Source organism: Paludicola sp. MB14-C6, assembly GCF_030908625.1.
GTDB lineage: Bacteria > Bacillota > Clostridia > Oscillospirales > Ruminococcaceae > Paludihabitans.
Map to the genome: position 1 here is coordinate 1,062,279 of NZ_CP133133.1, position 19,014 is coordinate 1,081,292.

Below are 19,014 nucleotides of genomic sequence, written 5' to 3' on the forward strand. Positions count from 1 at the left end.
CAATTAACTTTCTGTGATGAAGTCACAAACAATTAGCAAACACAATCGAAAACAACTCCGATTCATATAATATATCAATCAATTCATGTCAGATATGCTACTGCAAATTGGATGACATATATACCTTTTATTGATCAGTACTTCATATTATATATTTTTCAGAAACTTTTAGAAAATAAAACATATAATAAAAATAATATGATTATACTTATATTGAAAAGCAATCATTTGCCTCTAGTTTATGTAAACAAATCATTAAAATACTGTACAAAGGTGTGATAGTATGCCAACTACCGGAAATGTTCCAGTCATCCCCGAATATATTACTGTTCATTTAGGTAAACCAGATCAACCTGCTCAAAATATTCAAGTTCCGTTTACCGATTATATTAAAAACGTTGCTTCAAGCGAAATTTACCCAACTTGGCCGGAAGAAGCAATTCGAGCAAATCTATATGCACAAATTACTTATGTTTTAAACCGCATCTATACCGAATGGTATCGTAGTAAAGGTTATAATTTTGATATAACCAACTCAACTCAATATGATCAAGCTTTTGTAGCCGGAAGAGAAGTATTTGATAATATCAGTTTGATTGTTGACGATATTTTCAATTCTTATGTTGTAAAGCAAGGCAGTATCGAACCGTATTTTACAGCTTTTTGCAATGGTACAACAAGTACTTGTGACGGTTTATCTCAATGGGGAACAGTAGATTTAGCGAAAAAAGGTTATACTCCTTATAAAATACTACAAAACTATTATGGCAACGACATAAACATAAAAACAGATGTACGTGTGCAAAACATATTGCAATCTTACCCTGGAACTCCTCTTAAGCTTGGAATGTCAAGCAATGAGGTTAAAATTCTTCAAGTACAGTTGAATCGTATTCGAAGAAATTACCCATCTATTACAAAGATTGCACAAACAGACGGAAATTTCGGAGAAGATACTGAAAAAGCTGTTAAGGATTTTCAAAAGATATTTAACCTAACGCCCGACGGTATAGTTGGAAAATCTACGTGGTATAAGATTAAAGGTATTTATAATGGTGTAAAGCGTCTATCAGAGCTTACCTCTGAAGGCGTTAAATTAGAAGAAGTACGTGGTGTATATCCTACTCAACTCAAAGAGGGAGCTACAGGAGATGCCGTTAGAGAAATACAATATTATTTAGATATCATAGGCTATTTTAATCCTACCATTCCTTTTGTTAAAATGGATGGCGTTTTTGGACCTGAAACAACCGATTCAGTTAAAGCATTTCAAAAATCATATGGATTAAGCGTTGATGGAATCGTTGGAAAAGAAACTCGCAATAAAATGAGTAGTATTTATTTAGACATTGTTCGTTCGCTTCCGGCCGGATATGAAGGTGAAAAAGCAGAATACTATCCTGGATTTGTTTTGAAGCAAGGTATGCGAGACGATAATATCAAAGACTTACAACGGTACTTAATTTTCATTGCGGAAAATGATCCAAGAATTCCAAAGACTTCAGTGACCGGTTATTTTGGAAATGTTACCAAGCAAGCAGTTTTAGCTTTTCAAAAATATTATGGACTAGACACAACCGGTCAAGTTGGACCAATAACTTGGAATAAAATCGGTGATACATATAATGAATTAAAAGGTCTATAAAAAAATGTAGCGACCAAAGAAAAATCTTTGGTCGCTATTTATGTCTATTTAATTATCGGCACATAAAGCCAAGGCACTTATAAATATAGTTCATAAAATTAGAAAAACACATATAGAGTAACCTCCTTAATAAATTTGTCTCTCGAGGACAATTAAATAGTAACAAATTGTAACCTATTTTGCAATAGTAATCTTTTGGAAACTAGATATTACCAAAAGATAATTCAATTATCTATTCTTTGTTTATTGCATTAAAACGCCTAAAACTAAGGTATTTACAAATTCAATTCTGTTAATCGCCGAACACATGTTAGTAGCTACTTCATAAATTGATCATTCAAAGGCAGCTAAGGGGGGGGAACAAATTGTTACTATTTAGCTGCCGTAATCTTCTGCTATCTATGATAATTCATTGACCATTTTATTATTTTTTTGTGATGAAGTAGCTTTTCGCTGCTTACGTGTCTTCACCTCTGCTGTAATCCAAATCAAAGTAGGAATAACAACTTGAAACGGGATAGCATAATAGCCATAATAATTTATAAAATTGATTTCTTGTGTTGTCCCTCTATATAACATACTGGTTAATGCAAATATGAGTACAGCACACGGGACAATTAGAAGCTTATAATCATCTATCTTAACTAATTTTGTAATTCCTTTTGCCGCTCCAATTAAACAAATAACGATCTTTCCTACCCCGCTTAATACATAAGTTAAGGCTACTGTACTTTCAAAACGAGAAAGCGATTCATTAATGTTAATAAGCTTTACAACATAATACGATGGATATGGTTGTAGTCCTACTGCTTCACAACCACCTACCGTCAAATTACGCATACTAACAATAAATAAAAGTAACGCCATTATTCCTAGTGATGAAAAATAAATTTTATACGGATTTTCTTTTTTGGGAATATAAGAAGCCAAAGTTAAAAATACAACAGTTTCCGCAAAAGGAAATGCATACACCTTATATGCATTTTTCAGTAATTCGTTAAAATTATGCTCCAAAACGGGCAGTAAATTTTCAAATCGCATATTTTTTATAGATACCACAGTAGTTACTGCAATTACAATACATGCTAATAAGAAAACCAAAGTTGTCCATTTGCTTAAAGAATAAACACCTTTTTTTGCTACATATATCAACACGGGTATCATAATCAGCATGATTCCTAATTCAGGGCTTTCGGGCATTTGCCAATATACGACAAAGCCTGAATAATTTTTTACAACTAAAGCACCTAAATGCAAGCAATACCATACAAACAATATTGTAAGAATACTACCAAATACTTTTCCAAATAGAATTTGCATAATATCATAAATGTTTTTACTTGGATAAAGATGCATAATTCTTGCATATAGCAAAGCTAACGGAATCGTTAAAGCATAAGCTATCAACAAAGAAATCCATGTGTCTTGTTTTACTTTACTTCCAAACCCCAAGATTGCTGTGCTTCCGAAGATAAACACACAAATTAGCAATATTGCTCTGCGAGAGGTTAGATATTTCTTCTCCATTATAAAATCCTTTCCAATTGTCTATTTAACAAAGAGATTTATAATATCATACGTGTTAATTAATTCAAAATTTAATGACTTTAAAACAAGAACAGTCGAAGTCAATATTATTACTGAAATATAAAATACACAATAAGATTTATGCGCCTTATTTTTCTTTATATTAGGTATTAAATCAAAAACAATTACTCCAATAAAAAGAGCTATTATTAAAAAAGTAACCATAATCACCTCTATCATTCAACTAGACCTGTACTTAATATTCTAGATCGACAGTTTACTTGTACATCACATTGTGGATATAAGGTATCCCATTGTGGCTCTAAGGTTTTCCATAACTTGTAATCTTTAAAATAGATTGATTTTGCAACTCCTATATAATCGCTGTTATACTTTTGTTGAGAAATTTCAACGGCATTAGTTACCTTTTTGTTAATGGATTCATTAATCGCAGACTCGATTTTCAGAATATCTTTTGGGGTTGCAACAACAATATCTTCTTGCTTTTCAACAATAGTACCTTCTAATAAAATATCCAAAAAATAAGTTGCCTTACCATTCTTATACTCAACGTTTCTTTTTGTACTGCTATCCATAATTTCAAAAGATACATCATCTTTACCATTTTGGTTAATATCAAACGCCAAAGTACCTTTAATTACTCTATCAATTGTAAACATTACATATTTGGCTTCATCGCCAGTAATATATCCAATCAGTTTATCTTTTTTAAAAATAGCTAGACCTTCCACAATTGTAATCTTTTTTTTATTTTCTTCTTTTAACTGTATAACTGGTAGGAGTAATGATTGTTTGTTTCTTTGCAGCTGATTGTGTACTTCGTACTCCTTCATGCCTATTAGTGCATTTGAACGATGTGTATCTTCTTGAACAATTTCAGTAATTACATGGGATATGACTTTCCCCGTTATTTCTTTTGCTTGAAATACATCTTTCGCCTCAAAATCCTTTGTTACAAATACCAAAAATGTTTCTCTTGGTTCATGGTCACGAGCAAAAAAGTCCATAAGCTCTTTGATTCCTTTTTCTTTTGCAACATGGCCGCAAATAATTAAAACTTTAGCATTTCCAAAATATAATTTACTCGGTAATTTTCTCTTTACCTTTCTAATTGCTGTAAAAACTGTAGTTCCCTTTGATTCCACAACTGCAGTACTAACACCTGTTTGCTTTGAGGAATTAATTGTATCTATTATTTCAAAAGTTAAATTATATTGCTTTTCAACTTCATCATAATCGACAGCTACACCGGTTACAATTGTCATTTCATTTAATCCTTCATAGCTCCAGCAACCGGTTAGTAAAATGCATGGTATCAATACTATTATAAAAACTGATAAAATCTTTTTCATAATTATATCTTCCTTTGACTTTTCTGCCGTAATGTATTATTAGTCAAATTCTTATCCCTAGTTTTCATAAACCACCAAGGAGATCGAATCAACGTATCTTTCGCATTTTGTAAAGTCAACTTTTCATCAGACAAAACGTAGGCAACGCCAAATGATTCCAAACTAAATATATGAGACATAAAAACAGCCACACCTAAAGAAATTCCAATAGAACCGAATAAGGAAGCCGATAATAATAAACTATATCGCATTATAAGTACCGGCCCACTCATTTTAGGAACTAACAAATTGGTAATACCTGCTATTGCTACAACAATTATTGTTGGAGAAGCTACCAGTCTTGCATTTACTGCTGCATCGCCAATAACCAATGCTCCAACGATACTTAGAGCTTGTCCTACACTGGATGGCATTCTAACCCCCGTTTCACGTAAAATATCAAAAACAACAAGCAAGACAAACAATTCCAAAGAAGCTGGCAAAGGAACAGTATTTTGGTCAACCGCAAAGTTTATAAGCAAGGATGATGGTAACATTTCAAAATGATATGCTACAACGGTTACATAAATTGCAGGAACAAAAATTGTACAAAAGAATCCAATTAAGCGAAGTAATCTAGAAAAAGAGGAATAATAAAAATTTAAATAATAATCTTCATTATTTTGAAAATTCTCTATAAACAAGTAAGGAACAGTTAATACAACTGGGGTACCATCCACAAATAAAGCAATTCTTCCCTCCATTAACTTGCCAACAACAACATCCGGTCTTTGTGTATGCCCTGCTGTAGTAAAAGGGGATAGTTTTGAATTTTTAATCATTTCGGCTACATAGTTGCTGTCTATAATTGCATCAATTTTAATTCTACTTAATCTATCCATCAAATCAGCTAAGATTTCAGGTTTTACTATACCGTCAATATAGCAAACACATGCTTTTGTTTGGGTTATTTCTCCTAATGTAACATATTGCATTTTTAATAAATTTGTACGAACTCTACGTCTAATCATAGATAAGTTTTTAAGCAATGCCTCAGAAAACCCCTCTTTTGGCCCTTGAATGATTTTTTCTGAATCAGGCTCGGCAATTGCCCGTGTTTCAAAGCTCTTGGTATTTAAAATTAAGGCTTCATCATATCCATCTATAAATAAAATGGTGTCGCCGTATGTGATTGATTGCACAATTGTAACCATATCGTTCGTTTTTTGAATCTCATTAATCAAAATAACTTGATTCATAATTGTTGTTATAATGCAATCATTATTTTCTAAAATAGTGGAAGAAAAAATAGGCCTGATGATATTCTCGTTAATAATAGTTGAGTTTACAAGGCCATCGCTGTACGCAATAAATCCTTTCCATAACTTATTGCTTCTATTTTCAACGTTTCGATATACTATAGTATCTGTATTCTGAAATAAATTTTTGATTATTTTTTCATTGCATTTTAAATTTTTATCAAGCTTAATCTTTGATAACTCACTATTTAATATATCAACCCGTTGGTTTACTATTGCTTGCTTTTTGGCTTTTTTCATATAAACACCTCGATTTATGCATATTATTTCTAGTATGTTTCTTATTTAAAGTAATATACAGTACCATTTATTTTGATCGAAAATAATATTATGTTGCATTTATCTTTAGACTTACTAAAACAAATTATCTAATTTTGCTGATTCATACAATTTTTTTTATTGTATGAATATAATGAATAATGAAACTACGAAATAGTAAATTTGAGTAATAAAGTGAGATTAATTATGATAAATAATAAAACAATTTTAATTACTGGTGGAACTGGTTCTTTTGGCAAAGCATTTTCTCGTTATCTTCTTGAAAACTATGAACCAAAGAAGGTAATTATCTTTTCAAGAGATGAATATAAGCAATGGCAAATGAAAAACGAATTTAGTGAATATACGGATAAAATGCGCTATTTCATTGGTGATGTTCGAGATAAAGAAAGGCTCTCTCGTGCATTTCATAACGTAGACTATGTGGTGCACGCAGCGGCAATGAAACAAGTCCCTGCTTGTGAATATAATCCTTTTGAAGCAGTCAAAACAAATGTACACGGTGCACAAAATGTAATTGATGCCGCCATTGATATGGGAATACAAAAAGTGGTTGCTTTATCTACTGATAAAGCTGTCAATCCAATTAACCTATATGGCGGAACAAAGCTTGTTTCCGATAAGCTTTTCATTTCAGCCAATGCGTATGCAGGCTCAAGTAATACTTGTTTTAGTATTGTTCGATACGGCAATGTTTCGGGTAGTCGTGGGTCAATTATTCCCTATTTTCGGTCACTTATAGAAACAGGGGGAGGCATATTGCCAATTACAGATTGTAGAATGACACGCTTTTGGATTACGCTTGAAGAAGGCGTTCAGCTTGTTTTAAAAGCATTAAGCGAATCAATTGGCGGTGAAACCTATATTGCCAAACTACCATCTTTTAAGGTTACCGATTTAGCAAAAGCAATCTGCCCGTGTTGTAAATTTGAAGAAATCGGTATTCGAGAAGGCGAAAAACTGCATGAAGTTATGATTACAAAAGAAGATTCGTTTTCCACATATGAGTTTGATCAGCATTATATTATTTTCCCACATATGGATTGGTGTAATATACAAAAATACAATCTACAAAACTCCAAAAAAGTAGAAGATGGATTCGAATACAGCTCTGGTACTAATACGCAATGGCTTGATATCGAAGAGCTTAAAAGGCGACTGGATTTTATTCAATGAATACGAAAAGGAGCTTGATATGAAAAAGAAAGTTGAAGTTATCATTCAAGCTCGCATGGGCTCCACACGACTTCCAGGAAAAGTAATGCTGAATTTGTGTGGAAAGCCTGTGCTATGGCATGTTTTACAACGAGTAAAGCAGGCGAAAAAAGTGGATGATATTATAGTGGCAACATCAAACTTACAAGCAGATGATATAATTGCAGACTACTTGAATTCGATTGATACAAAATGTTTTCGTGGGGATGAAAGCGATGTGCTTTCAAGATATTATTATGCCACCAAAAAATATCCTGCCGATGCCATTATCAGAATTACGGCAGATTGCCCTTTAATTGACCCTAATGTAATAGATGATGTCGTTTCTTGTTTTTTCACACATTCCTGTAAATATGCATCTAATTTTAGTCAAAAACGTAGTTTTCCCAGAGGATTGGATTGTGAAATATTTTCGTTTCAGTTGTTAGAACGTGCCTTTCATGAAGCAACGGAAGATTTTGAACGAGAGCATGTTACCCCTTTCATGTATTGGAAGCAACATAAAATTGCAACAATTGAAAACAAAGAAGATTACTCCGATATGCGATGGACATTGGATACTCTTGAAGATTTTGAACTGATTCAAGCAATCTATCATCAGTTTTATCATGGTGAGCATAACTTTTATATGAAGGAAATTTACTCCTTTTTAAAGAGTAATCCTCAAATCATGCTACTGAACCAAGAAATTCAGCAAAAACCGGTGAAATAAAGAAAGGGGAGTATTCTTTTTGAAGATAAAAAGCGAACTTGCTATTTACGGTGGAGAACCAATTCGAAACAAACGTTTGAACTATGGTAAACAATATATTGATCAAAATGATATTGAGGCTGTTTGTGCGGTATTAAAAAGCGATTACTTAACTTGCGGACCTGAAATACCCCACATGGAGCACAAATTATGCGAGGTAACGGGTGCTAAATTTGCGGTTGCAGTTTCAAATGGCACAGCTGCCTTACATATTGCTTGTTTAGCCGCAGGTATTGGTAAAGGCGATGAAGTTATTGTTTCCTCTATTACTTTTGCGGCTTCGGCAAATTGTATACTATATTGCGGAGCCACACCCGTATTTGCCGATATTGATCACGATACTTGGAATATATCGATTGCCAATGTAGAGCAAAAAATAACGAGCAAAACAAAAGCAATTATTGCAGTAGATTTTATGGGGCAAGCAGCAGCATTAAATGAACTGAAAGAAATATGCTTAAAGCATGAATTATTACTGATAGAAGATGCCGCTCACTCTATTAACACACGCTATGACGGTAACAACGTCGGAAGCATTGCTGATATAACAACATTCAGCTTTCATCCTGTAAAAACGATTACAGCCGGAGAAGGTGGCGCTGTTTTGACAAATGATATTGCTTTATATCGTAAAGCAATACTATATCGAGCACATGGCATTACCCGTGATGAAAATCTCCTAACGGATAAAAGCAACGGTAATTGGTACTATGAGCAACAATTATTAGGATATAACTATCGTATTACCGATATCCAAGCTGCATTATGTTGCAGTCAACTAGATAAACTGGATGCCTTTTCTTGTAGAAGAAAAGAAATTGTTGCTTTTTATAATCAAGAATTCAAAAATATCAACGAGATTATTCTTCCCAAAGAAATTAACCAATCTGATACAACAAGGCATCTTTATATTATTTACTTAAAATTAGAACTTCTTACTACAGACAGAAAAACAATATATGAAGCATTACAAGCAGAAAACATAGGTGTAAACGTCCATTATATACCTGTATACCGATTGCCTTATTATCAAAGTTTAGGCTACCCCAAAGGACTATGTCCAAATGCCGAAGATTTCTATGAAAGATGTATTACACTACCGCTTTTTTATTCCATGACAGATGATGATGCATGGGATGTTGTTTGTGGAGTTAGAAAAGTAATCAATTATTTTCGTAAATAGCAAATGTAACGCCATAGTCGGCTCGCTATAGGAACGTTACTGCAATATAGCGAGCCGGAAAGGTTTATGGTATTCATATTGCGATTATTTGAAACACTCAATCAAGGAAATGTTTATATCATTGCAGAAATGTCCGCAAATCATGCGGGCAAGTTAAAAAATGCTCTTGCTATTGTTCGAGCTGCAAAAAAATCAGGAGCGGATTGTTTAAAAATCCAAACCTATACTCCTGATACCATGACTATTCCATGTAATAACGAATATTTTCAAATTAAGGGCGGGTTATGGAACGGAAAAACATTGTATGATTTATACAACCAAGCCTATACACCTTGGGAATGGCACAAAGCAATTAAAGAAGAATGTGATAAAGTCGGCTTAGATTTTCTTTCTACCCCTTTTGATAAAAGTGCGGTAGATTTTTTAGAGGAAATAGGAGTCGACTTTTATAAAATTGCGTCATTTGAAATTGTTGATATTCCGTTAATTCAATATGTTGCTTCAAAAGGTAAGCCAATTATACTGTCTTGCGGGTTGGCATCCTGTCAAGAAATTGATGACGCAATTCAAGCTGCTTACTCAACAGGTAACCACAACATTATTCTTTTAAAATGCTGCAGCGAATATCCAACTGTTTATTCTGATATGAAGCTAGCAACAATTGCCCATATGAAAGAACGTTTTCATCTTCCTATTGGACTTTCAGACCATTCCATGGGTAGCCTAGCCGCAACTGTTGCAGTATCTTTAGGGGCTTGCGTTGTTGAAAAACATTTTTGCACAACCCGAAGTTCAAAAAGCCCCGACAGCAAATTTTCTATGGAACCTAATGAATTGAAACAAATGGTGAAAGATATTCGCTTAGTAAAAGACGTTATCGGTAAATGTTCTTATGAATTAACAGAAAAAGAAAAAGCAAGCACTATTTTTAGGCGTTCCATTTTTGCAGTTGATGATATTGCAGTTGGTATGCCTTTTACTTCTCAAAACGCTCGAATCATAAGACCTGGTTACGGAATGAAACCAAAATATTATCCTGATTTATTGGAGCTAAATGCAAACCAAGTTATTAAAAAAGGAAGCCCTATTACATTTGATATGGTGGAAAGCGGTGTAATACTCTTTCTAACCAACAACGATATTTCATTCGAAGTCTACAAATGGCTTAAAAAAAGCGAAAAGGTAATTTTATATAACGACAAGCTGACACTGGATGTTGTTTTAACGATTCAGCCATCATACATAATCAGTTACAATTACAAATATATTATTACAAACGACATTATCCAATTTATGCAGAATAAAATCATCAATATGCATATTTCTTTATTGCCTTATAACAAAGGCGCAAGCCCCAATTTCTTTAGCTTTTATGATAACACCCCAAAAGGAGTTACCATACATTTAATAGATAAAGGAATAGATACAGGCGATATTCTTTGCCAAAAGGAAGTCTATTTTGATGAAGAAGATGAAACTTGGGAATCCTCATATTTAAAGCTGCATCAACAAATACAACAGCTATTTTATGAAAACTGGGAAAGCATTAAAAATGGTAATATCATGCCTTCAAAACAATATGGCAACGGAACTTTCCATACCAAAGCCGAGTTAAAAGAATTAAAACAAAGGTTTCCTTTTTCGTGGAATGAAACGATTGCGGAATACAAGAAAAAATATAATATTGGTGGTTTATAAAATGATTGCTTTTCGAGTGGATGCAAATAAACAAATTGGTTTAGGTCACATTATGCGATGTATTTCTGTTGCAAAAGAGCTTGTGAAACGTAACGTTGAGGTGCTTTTTATTACTGCAGATTATCATCCAACGGATATCATCAAAAAAGCCAACTTTCAACATATCGTCCTTGACTCAGATTATAAGCACCTGGAAAACGAGGTTGAACTGCTACTTCCTATCCTTACAAACAAGCAAGTAAATTGCCTCATCGTTGACAGCTATTTTATTTCAAATAAATATTTTGAAACGCTCAAAAATAATGTTTTAACTGCATACATAGATGACCTTGCGGAAACGAGGTTTTCGGTTGATATTTTGATAAACTATAACATCTTTTCCGACTATCAACTTTATGAAAAGCTATATCAAAATTCACAAACGAAGTTATTACTTGGAGCAAAGTATGCTCCTTTACGGGAAGAGTTCCAACATGTTACGCTAAAGGAAATTGGCGAGCATATTGAGGATATTCTGATTACAACTGGTGGAACAGATCCTTACAACATATGTTTTTTATTAGCAAAACACATCTTAAAAGAGAAATCTTTTAGGAACAAAAAGATTCATATTGTTATAGGAAATTACTTTACCAATACAGCACAATTGAAAAAAATCGCAAAGCATTGCAATCAATTGCATATCTATGAAAACATTGAATGCATATCCCAGTTACTATTAAAATGTGATATTGCTATTTCAGCGAGTGGAACAACCTTGTATGAATTATGTGCTTGTGGCACACCGTCTATTATCTTTAGCTTTGCCGATAATCAAACACGCATTCGCAAAGCTTTCGGTGAACAAAATGTGATGCGTGATTGTGGAGACTTTCGAACTGACACCAAATATTGTATTCAACATATCATGCAATCCATAAATGAACTAGAAAATAAAAACCTTAGAATTCTGCTTTGTCAAAAAGAGCTTAAAGCTGTTGATGGGCATGGTGCTTATTATCTTGCAACGCAACTATTAGATTCCATTGCGATTCACAAAAAAAGGAGGGCCAAAATGATTATTAATGAAAATAATCATGATAAATCCGATCTTTATACGCCAGAAATAAAGGAATATGTTGAAGAAGTATTTCGATATATCTGTAGCATTTCCGAATTACGTAACGTATTAGATGAGATTAAAAAGCAAGCCGATCTTATGAAACCACTTTTTATATCAACAGCCGAACAAAAAGAGAAAGCTGATTTGCTTCATTTATTTCATATAAAAATGCAAAACATGACATATCAAACGCTAAAGAATATGGAGCAATATCAGTTAGCAGGCTGGAAAGAACTAATTTACGATGAGGGTAATGATGATGAGAATGAATAACATTTACAATATAAAAGAGCGATTACTTCATTCCCTACTTGCAGCAATTGAGTTTTTCAATCATTGCAAGGATGAAGATGGTATCATTGCAATAATCTGCTTTATAGATGATTTTGAGAATTTGCTAGACATTTACGAATGTTCGAATGAAGTTACTCTTGACATTGAACATATTTTGCCTTATATGAAAGCATTACTATCTTGTATGCAAAACGATGATATCATTGGCATGGCTGATACCTTAGAATATGATATTTATCCCTTATTGAAAGAAATAGAAGAAGGGTGTGCTGAAAAATGATGGTTGCCAAAGAACACGAAACAAGCAATATGCTTGAAAAAAACTTGCAGCTTTTAACGCCATGGCTTCGAGATACCATTTCACTAATTGATGATAACAAAATGAAAGAGAAAATCGAAATTACATATAACAATGAAGGGCTGCCAATTTGCTGTTATCATCAAGGTGAAAAAGTATTTCATATTAACTCAAAATGTCCAACTCAAGAATCAGAAAGATGGTATGAAAGCACAGTAACGCAAGACTCCTCAACAATCTTTCTTTTTGGTTCAGGTTTTGGTTATCCTTTGTTTGAACTTTTTAAACACAAACAACCTCATACTTTCGTTGTCGTTTTTGAAGAGAATTTATATCTATTCAAAGCAATGCTTTGCTATTTTGATTTAGAACCAATAATAAAAACACATAAAATCCTTTTTTTCATAGGAAATAGTGAGCATTTTGCTACTGCATTAGAACAGCTTTTTTATAGTGCCTATTTTATAAGTTGCACTTCACCAACTATTATTTTTACTAAGATTGCGGAAAGAAATTTCAAACAAGAATATAACCAAATATATCAATACGTACTTTCTCAATTATCCTTATTTATTTTTTATGTAGGAAACGACCATAAAGATAATCTAATTGGTTTTTGTAATTTGGTTTCCAATGTTCATGAAATAATAAAAGCTCCCAATATCAATTGTTTAAAAAGTCAATATAAAAACATTCCAGCCTTTATTATTGCCAATGGACCTTCTTTAGATCAAAATATTCAGCAATTGAAGAAAGTACAAGATAAAGGGCTTATTATTGCTGTAGAATCTGCAATCATTCCCCTTTTAAAAAACAATATCAAGCCCGATATCTTAGCAGTTATAGAGCGAACCCCAAACACCTATACTTACCACTTTAAAAATATTGATTATCCAAATGACCTTGTACTTTTAAGCTTAGCTGTAGTAAATAAGCATGTTTATCCATCCTTTGCCGGCCCTAAAATCCCAATATTTCGAGAAAAAGAAGTAGTCAATGAATGGTTTAGTTCCTATCTTGGCGATAATATTACATTAGACGTTGGCTCAAACGTATCACATCTTGCAACAGAAATTGCAGTTTACTTAGGAGCAAACCCAATTGTCTACGTCGGTCAAGATTTTGCTTATGGACAAAATAGTGTTTCTCATAGTACCGATTCTATTTATTCGGAAAAATCAGGCGAAAAACTAGAAAAAGCAATTCAATCCATGCCGATTGAATATGTTGAAGGAAACAACGGAAATCCGATTGCTTCTAATCAGCTATGGGTAAATTTTAAAAAAGGATTGGAACGTAAAATTGCACTTCATTCTTTACAAGACTCCAATTTGCAATTTGTTAATGCAACAGAAGGTGGAGCAAAAATAGAAGGAACCGTATGTGATACACTCAACAATGCAATAAAACGATATTGTATGAATTCCTATCGAAATCCTGTTCATGAAATAGTAAACGAAAGTTGCGCATTCATTGATTTTCCACAAAGAATTGAAAAACTAAAAGAATTTATAAAAAGCATGGAAGATTATCAATTCAAATTTCGCCAATATGTTTTAAAAACAATTGAGGGTAAATTAAACTGCAAAAAAATGCTTCGTTTATCTATACCAATCAATCAAGAAAGAAATCGTGATTTACTCGAAAAGACCTATCAAGAAAATGTGCAAGTATTTAATGACTTCATGTCTGATTCCTTAATGCGAAGTTTTTTACAACAAGCTATTATTGCAAATTATTATTCGATTAACCATTTGGGTTTGATTAACACGCCAGAAAAGATTACAGAGGTTTTCCGAATACATTACGATATTTATAGCCATTTTAATGTGATTACGCAAAGTATCTCCAATCATTTTGAAAAAGCTGTTGAAGAACTCAAAACTGTATTAGCAGAATGGCAAAATAACAAAGCAGGTGAACAGCTATGAACAATATAGATCATCTTAATATCGTACTTAAAAAGCTGATAAAAGAGCCAAATAATGCTCAATATTATAATGATGTTGGTGTATTGCTATATCAATTAAAAGACTTTGAAAATGCATATCAGTATTTGAATAAAGCATATGAACACTCCCCTTGCAATGCGAATATTTTATATCATTATGCTTTAATCCTTGAAACACAAAACAAGCTTGAAAATGCACTCTTACTATATAAAGAATATTATAAACGTTATTCAAACGAAACTTTTGTAATTGAAAAAATCCAAGAACTTTCCTATCGGTTAGGAATATATGATACAGCTCAATTAAACAAAAAGGGGGCTTTTTAATATGAAAGACAAAAAGCTCTTGAGCTTGTGCATGATTACCTATAATGATGAAAAGCATTTGGCTGATTGCCTTAAATCCGTAAAAGATATTGTGGATGAAATTATTATTGCTGATATAGGTTCTACCGATCAGACAACAGAAATTGCAACACAAGAGGGTGCAAAAGTTTATTCTGTTGAATGGAAGAATGATTTTAGTATTGTGAAGAACTTATGTATGGAAAAAGCAAGTGGAAAATGGGTTTTATTTTTACAACCAAATGAGCGAATCAAAATAGAGCAGCTTTGCCTCATTCCAACACTTCTTGACAATCCAAATGTAGAAGCTTATATGTTTTACATGGATTATCATTTAGACAATTTCACATTGTTTTCTCCTATTCAATCAATACGTTTGTTGCGTAATCGAGACATCTATCGCTTTCAATATCCTACTTTTGAGCGTATTGCTGATGAAGTGTTATCCAATATTGAAGATGTAGACATTCAACTTATCAATAGGAATCCTAATGTAATGGCTTGGGATTTCAGCTTACGAATACAGCTCTTGCATCAACTCATTTTAAACTATTCAAACGACAGTTATATGCAGTATATTTATGGCACAATTCTTGTTAATGAGCAAGCGTATGATGACAGTATTTTGGCTTTTCAAAAAGCTTATCAAGAGGTAAATCTTGATTTTCTATATGCACCACACCTGTTTAAATGTTTTGCTTGGCTTTATCTCATTACACAGCAACTAGATTCAGCTTTAGAAATTTTAAACGAAGGAATACATCACTTCCCGTATTATACCGATTTTTATGTATTACGAGGAGAATTACATTGTCAAAGAGAACAATATGAACAAGCGGTATCGGATTTTGAAACTTGTATTAACACCAGAGAACGCCCAAACTTTTTAGTACCACCTCCTGAAATTGATGCTTCTGTTGCTATAGAAGCATTAGCATTACTTTATGATAATACTTTTCAATACGAAAAAGCACTGAAACTATATTTAAATGCATATGTGGCAAACGATTGGAATCAGCAGCTTTTATATAAGGTTTATTTATTTGCAAAAGCAACGAATGATAAAAATTTATTATCAAAATTCCCAAATCCAATCTTTCCAAACAACGCATATGATGAATATGAGGTCGAACTAGCTAGGTCATTGGCATTACAAGGTGAGTTTGATAGAATACAAGAAATATATTCAACTATTTCCGACTTGGAAAAACAAGAATTATTTAAAACAAAAATTATCGGATTTTTATTATATCAAGATCAACTAGATATAGCGCATCAATTCATTAAGAATAATGATATTACATTAACGAAAGAAAAAAAACTTGTTGTTTGGTCAAAACAACAAGTAAAAGATTTACTTTCTTTGGTTCATACAATGCAGTGTAATGCCAAACCGGAAAAAACCACCCAAAAGATTATGCCTAGTAAATCACTTCTCAATTTTTATCGCAACTTAAAGGTATCACAAATACAAAGCAATCATCTTTCCTCTTTTCAAATTCATATGGAAATAGGCGATTATTATAAAAGCAAATCAAGAAATCAGGCAGCATTTACAGCGTATTTACGTGCCTTACTATGTGATCCCGTAAACGCTGATATTCAAGATAAAATACAAAATGAATTAGAGGAAGAACCACAGCTGTTATTGGATTGCCTTGATAGCAGCAACATTTTGCAAGAAAATCGTTGGTTTCATAAAAAGCAAGATATGATTTCATTTATCCAAGGTATTATAGCTTTAAGAAAACACCAATTTTATAAAGCTCTCATTAAATTTATTAAACTAAAACAAAACAAATCTAATAAAAGCTTAATTCAATCCTACATTGCAAGTAGTTTATGGTTTCAAAATAAAGAATCACTGTTTACTGATTATGATATTACAATGGTGTTTATTGAATTTTATATTACTATTTGTAAAAATACCATTAAAGGTTACCTATCTGAATCAATGAAACAGCATCCCTCTTGGGGGCTTTTAAAAAAGGAAATCAATAAAGTCGATCATCTTTTAAAATAAATAGTTTTATATGCTTATCACAACAAAATTTCATTAGCATATAATACTAATGACTTAATACTTCTTACGCCTAAATACGTTCTTTTAGAGTTTATCTTGTAGCTAAGAATAAAGGTATTGAGTAAAATATTAGGAGGTTATACAATGGCTGTTTCTTTATTTAAACTCGTTATAAGCGCAACAACTAATACTACTACTGTTCCAACAGCAAACAATTTTTTATATGCTAATACTGCAGCTTTTTCAGGCGCAAGCAAAGTAATTGCAGCAAATAAATTTACAAAAAATAATGGCGACGCTGCAACAGCAATCGTTACAAAAAACACCAACAATGGATTCTATATGTTATTCATCAACGGTGAGTTACAACAAACTGCTCTTTATACGGTTACTAGTGCAAGCCTTACTATTGCTGTTCCAGGTACAGCAACATTTACAATTCCAGAAGGTGCACCAATTACGCTAAATGTAACAAACTTCGTACCAGTATCTTCAACAACCGTAACATCATAACAAAAAGAACGCTTAGAATTATAAGAATTTCTAGAATTCAAAGCTTATAAAGTCTCGTTAATGTGGTGAAACGTTGTTTCACCACATCGTTACATATAGATTAAGATATTTTATAAAAAGTTGGAGTTGATATGATGTTAAAATATTCTTTTCCTATTACTTGTTATTTAACGGATAAAAATGGAAAAACCATAAATCCTTATTCACCACAAGCTATTACTTATACTCAATTATCGTTTTTTCAAAACGGTACAGAGGCCGGAATGCAAAGAAATGTATTCGTGTTAATCACTGGCTTTGTAGCATATTGCTTTGATGGAAAAAATCTCTCTCAACCTATTCCATTTCATTGCATTAGATGTTTTGATATGATTACGACGAAAGACACTAAATTAACATTTTCCGTTTGTCGGTTTTACTGCGATGCTTTCTTAATTCAATGTAAATCTATGCCAGATAAAGTCGGCGTGTTAATTGACATTGATACATGTGTAACCTCAACTGATACATCAAAGCAAAACAGCATTGCACCTTATTCAATATGTAACACCTTGATTTTTGAGAGTAAAATTCACTTAATGTGTAAAGAAACTTTGCTAAAAGCCGATATCTATCAGTTTAATGCAATAGCTGAATCTGACAAACGTATTTATACTAATGAAGATGATTTAAAAAAATATGGCGGTATTGGTATTCTTTCACCGAATCAAGTATCCTATTATAATGTGTTTGTGAATGGTATATTACAGCCAAAGGCTGATTATATTTTATCAAACGGGCGTCTCGAATTTACCACTGTAGATCTTCCGCAAAAAGGCCAGCCAATCAATATCTTCTTTGTTATTTATCTAAGCAATTCTAAAAAATTATTAAAAGCCGAAAATTATCAATATAATACGTTATCCAATGGTGAGAAAAGAGAATTTACTAATTCCGATGAATTAACGCAATATGGTGATAAAGGCATTCCTGATACAGGCGAAATATCCTATTTCAATCTCTACATCAATGGTGTTTTACAACCTTTAACAAATTTTACGGTAAAAAACCATGTCCTATACCTAACTACTACCGACATTCCTAAAAAGGATTCTACAATTATACTGGAATCTGTTGTTGTAAGAGGACTGGAAGGTCAATTATTAAAAGTTGATACATTACAATTTAACACGTACGCTAATGAAAATAAAGTTTACACCAACGAAAATAAAATAACTATGTATAACAGCAAAAAAATACTGGATCCGAAACAAAGTTCGTTACAAAGCCTATATGTGAACGGCGTAATACAGCCGACAACAAACTATATTGTTACTAAAAACTGTCTCAGTTTAAAAACAGAGGATTTACCTGTTAAAGGCGCCCCTATCACTTTACAATCTATTCAAGCAGAAATCATTGAAAATACATAGAATAACAGCTTGGAGAAATAATGAAATATTATTAATCATTGCAACCTACCTAATATTCATTTAAACTAAGCTTTATTCTATCCAAATATACTTTTGAGATTTGCATT

Annotated in this window: 15 protein-coding genes and 1 pseudogene; 13 read left to right on the forward strand and 3 right to left on the reverse strand. The window is 32.5% G+C overall.

The features are described 5' to 3' along the window. The first annotated feature begins 283 nt into the window (after positions 1-283). Positions 284-1,645: a peptidoglycan-binding protein gene (locus tag RBG61_RS05050; RefSeq protein ID WP_307946344.1), complete on the forward strand. Its 1,362-nt coding sequence runs from the start codon at positions 284-286 to the stop codon at positions 1,643-1,645. A 399-nt stretch (positions 1,646-2,044) separates the two neighbouring features. On the opposite strand, the gene RBG61_RS05055 is transcribed toward RBG61_RS05050, so the two are convergent. The 3 genes from RBG61_RS05055 to RBG61_RS05065 form a co-directional block, all read right to left on the reverse strand. Next, on the reverse strand, positions 2,045-3,172 hold the full coding sequence (locus RBG61_RS05055; RefSeq protein WP_307946346.1) for a GerAB/ArcD/ProY family transporter: 1,128 nt from the start codon (positions 3,170-3,172) through the stop codon (positions 2,045-2,047). Positions 3,173-3,408: 236 nt separating this feature from the next. Beyond that, a complete protein-coding gene (locus tag RBG61_RS05060; RefSeq protein ID WP_307946348.1) occupies positions 3,409-4,545 on the reverse strand; it encodes a Ger(x)C family spore germination protein in 1,137 nt (378 codons plus the stop codon). Between the two features lie 2 nt (positions 4,546-4,547). After that, positions 4,548-6,083, reverse strand: coding sequence for a spore germination protein (locus tag RBG61_RS05065; protein ID WP_307946350.1), 1,536 nt, complete (start codon positions 6,081-6,083; stop codon positions 4,548-4,550). A 225-nt stretch (positions 6,084-6,308) separates the two neighbouring features. Here RBG61_RS05065 and pseB point away from each other — a divergent pair, with 225 nt between their 5' ends. The 12 genes and pseudogenes from pseB (at position 6,309) to RBG61_RS05125 (ending at position 18,907) form a co-directional block, all read left to right on the forward strand. Beyond that, positions 6,309-7,298, forward strand: coding sequence for a UDP-N-acetylglucosamine 4,6-dehydratase (inverting) (gene pseB / locus RBG61_RS05070; protein ID WP_307946352.1), 990 nt, complete (start codon positions 6,309-6,311; stop codon positions 7,296-7,298). 19 nt (positions 7,299-7,317) lie between these two features. Next, positions 7,318-8,049, forward strand: coding sequence for a glycosyltransferase family protein (locus RBG61_RS05075; protein ID WP_307946354.1), 732 nt, complete (start codon positions 7,318-7,320; stop codon positions 8,047-8,049). A 25-nt stretch (positions 8,050-8,074) separates the two neighbouring features. After that, entirely contained in the window at positions 8,075-9,271 is a 1,197-nt protein-coding gene (gene pseC, locus RBG61_RS05080; protein WP_373889737.1) for a UDP-4-amino-4,6-dideoxy-N-acetyl-beta-L-altrosamine transaminase, read from the forward strand. Between the two features lie 66 nt (positions 9,272-9,337). Beyond that, a pseudogene (pseI, locus tag RBG61_RS05085) lies at positions 9,338-10,375 on the forward strand (pseudaminic acid synthase); the annotation flags it as partial. After that, the gene (locus RBG61_RS05090; RefSeq protein ID WP_307947205.1) at positions 10,370-10,969 is read left to right on the forward strand and encodes a formyltransferase family protein; all 600 of its coding nucleotides are present in this window, start codon (positions 10,370-10,372) and stop codon (positions 10,967-10,969) included. The pseudogene pseI and the gene RBG61_RS05090, both read left to right, overlap by 6 nt. A gap of 1 nt (position 10,970) precedes the next feature. After that, complete coding sequence (pseG, locus tag RBG61_RS05095) at positions 10,971-12,344, forward strand: UDP-2,4-diacetamido-2,4,6-trideoxy-beta-L-altropyranose hydrolase (RefSeq protein ID WP_307946360.1); 1,374 nt, start codon at positions 10,971-10,973, stop codon at positions 12,342-12,344. Next, positions 12,337-12,645, forward strand: coding sequence for a hypothetical protein (locus tag RBG61_RS05100; protein ID WP_307946362.1), 309 nt, complete (start codon positions 12,337-12,339; stop codon positions 12,643-12,645). Before pseG ends, RBG61_RS05100 begins: the two co-directional genes overlap by 8 nt. Next, positions 12,642-14,594 (forward strand): motility associated factor glycosyltransferase family protein, encoded by a 1,953-nt coding sequence (locus RBG61_RS05105; RefSeq protein WP_307946365.1) that lies wholly within the window; start codon positions 12,642-12,644, stop codon positions 14,592-14,594. The genes RBG61_RS05100 and RBG61_RS05105 overlap by 4 nt, the downstream gene beginning before the upstream one ends. Then, on the forward strand, positions 14,591-14,941 hold the full coding sequence (locus tag RBG61_RS05110) for a tetratricopeptide repeat protein (RefSeq protein ID WP_307946369.1): 351 nt from the start codon (positions 14,591-14,593) through the stop codon (positions 14,939-14,941). The genes RBG61_RS05105 and RBG61_RS05110 overlap by 4 nt, the downstream gene beginning before the upstream one ends. Position 14,942: 1 nt before the next feature. Beyond that, positions 14,943-16,982, forward strand: a complete 2,040-nt coding sequence (locus RBG61_RS05115; RefSeq protein ID WP_307946372.1) for a glycosyltransferase — start codon at positions 14,943-14,945, stop codon at positions 16,980-16,982. Positions 16,983-17,126: 144 nt separating this feature from the next. Continuing rightward, a complete protein-coding gene (locus RBG61_RS05120; RefSeq protein WP_307946374.1) occupies positions 17,127-17,495 on the forward strand; it encodes a DUF4183 domain-containing protein in 369 nt (122 codons plus the stop codon). Between the two features lie 134 nt (positions 17,496-17,629). After that, positions 17,630-18,907, forward strand: coding sequence for a DUF4183 domain-containing protein (locus RBG61_RS05125; RefSeq protein ID WP_307946375.1), 1,278 nt, complete (start codon positions 17,630-17,632; stop codon positions 18,905-18,907). Positions 18,908-19,014: the final 107 nt, after the last annotated feature.